The following is a 1454-nucleotide window of genomic DNA, read 5'->3' as shown; positions in this document are numbered from 1 at the left end:
TTCCTTTCTAGTTGGTTTTGTGGTGATTCTATTCTAGCGGAAATGTTGTGTGTCTTCCTTGTTTTTTAATGAGAAAATAGGACCGATAGATTTTTTTCTATCAGTCCAATAAATTATAGAGCCGATTTTGTCATGAGATTGAAATACTCAATATTGACTTTTTTTCAATTAAGTGCTAATGTTATTGAGTGATTTTGCGAACGGAGGAGGATAAAATATGGCAGTAAAAAAAGCAGCTCTAGCCTGTTCAGTTTGCGGCTCTCGCAATTATTCCAAAGCAGTCAGTGAGGGAAAGCGCGGAGAGCGATTGGAAGTAAAAAAGTTCTGTAAATATTGCGGACAGCATACCTTACATAAAGAAACGAAATAACCATTTGGAGGGGTAGAAATGAAATTTTTTAAAGGTGTCAGAGAAGAAATGAAGCAAGTCACTTGGCCTGGAAAAAGACAATTGCGTAAAGACACGCTGACTGTTATTGAAACAACAATCCTGTTTGGCGTAATGTTCTTCATTATGGATACAGCCATTCAGACATTGTTTAGTTTAATCCTTCGCTGATTGTAACTGGTATTTTACTGAAAACGGTGCTATACTGTTGTGGTAAAGAAAAACTTCGGGACTGCTGAGGTTTTTTTATTTTTCTTAAAAATAGAACCTGTGTGGAGACTTTGACAGCAGAGTGTTCAAACAGATTCTTGCTAATCTAAATTATAAGGAGCTAGAAAAAATGGAATCCTATGAAAAAAACTGGTATGTGCTGCATACTTATTCCGGTTATGAAAACAAAGTAAAGGCAAATATTGAATCTCGTGCTCAAAGCATGGGGATGGGTGACTTTATTTTTCGTGTAGTTGTTCCTGAAGAAACAGCTACAGAAGAAAAGAACGGAAAAAAGAAAGAAGTCGTTCATAAGACATTTCCTGGATATGTACTTGTTGAAATGGTCATGACAGATGATTCCTGGTATGTAGTTCGTAATACTCCCGGCGTAACAGGCTTTGTAGGATCTCATGGTGCAGGAAGCAAGCCAGCTCCTCTGTTGCAGGAAGAAATCAATCATATTCTTCGCTCCATCGGTATCAGTACACGTCAATCTGAACTTGAAGTAGAGATTGGGGAAACTGTTCGAATTATTGAAGGAGCCTTCTCTGGACTGGAAGGTGAAGTGACAGAGATTGACGAAGAGAAACAAAAACTGAAAGTAAACATCGATATGTTTGGTCGTGAAACAAGTACCGAACTGGACTTTGAACAAGTGGACAAAATTTAAAGCTTGGACTAAATAAATAGATAGGATCTTTTAAACTGAGCAGCCTCAGTTTAAAAGATCCTTTTTTGTATGTTCTGAAAACCCCCAGCTATGCTGGGGGTTCTTGAGAGCTTCCAGCGTGGTAGTAAAAAAGCCTCCTAAACTGATAAGATGAAGTTGGTTTCCCGACCACCACATCAAAAG

General features: G+C 38.1%; 3 protein-coding genes. All 3 read left to right on the top strand.

The window, feature by feature from the left end; all coding sequences use genetic code 11:
* The first annotated feature begins 217 nt into the window (after positions 1–217).
* Positions 218–370, top strand: a complete 153-nt coding sequence (gene rpmG, locus LI954_RS15955; RefSeq protein ID WP_202066875.1) for a 50S ribosomal protein L33 — start codon at positions 218–220, stop codon at positions 368–370.
* A gap of 18 nt (positions 371–388) precedes the next feature.
* Complete coding sequence (gene secE, locus LI954_RS15950) at positions 389–559, top strand: preprotein translocase subunit SecE (RefSeq protein WP_202066876.1); 171 nt, start codon at positions 389–391, stop codon at positions 557–559.
* Positions 560–728: 169 nt separating this feature from the next.
* Positions 729–1271: a transcription termination/antitermination protein NusG gene (nusG, locus tag LI954_RS15945; protein ID WP_202066877.1), complete on the top strand. Its 543-nt coding sequence runs from the start codon at positions 729–731 to the stop codon at positions 1269–1271.
* Positions 1272–1454 lie beyond the last annotated feature (183 nt).

The organism is Enterococcus sp. CWB-B31 (assembly GCF_020567645.1).
Lineage (GTDB): Bacteria > Bacillota > Bacilli > Lactobacillales > Enterococcaceae > Enterococcus_L.
Note: the sequence above shows the minus strand (reverse complement) of the source record. Positions and strands in the feature narration are given on the sequence as shown.

Excerpts from the sequence above, each read along its gene's own strand:
- rpmG (WP_202066875.1), top strand. The coding sequence starts at position 218 with ATGGCAGTAAAAAAAGCAGCTCTAGCCTGTTCAGTTTGCGGCTCTCGC.
- nusG (WP_202066877.1), top strand. The coding sequence starts at position 729 with ATGGAATCCTATGAAAAAAACTGGTATGTGCTGCATACTTATTCCGGT.
- secE (WP_202066876.1), top strand. The coding sequence starts at position 389 with ATGAAATTTTTTAAAGGTGTCAGAGAAGAAATGAAGCAAGTCACTTGG.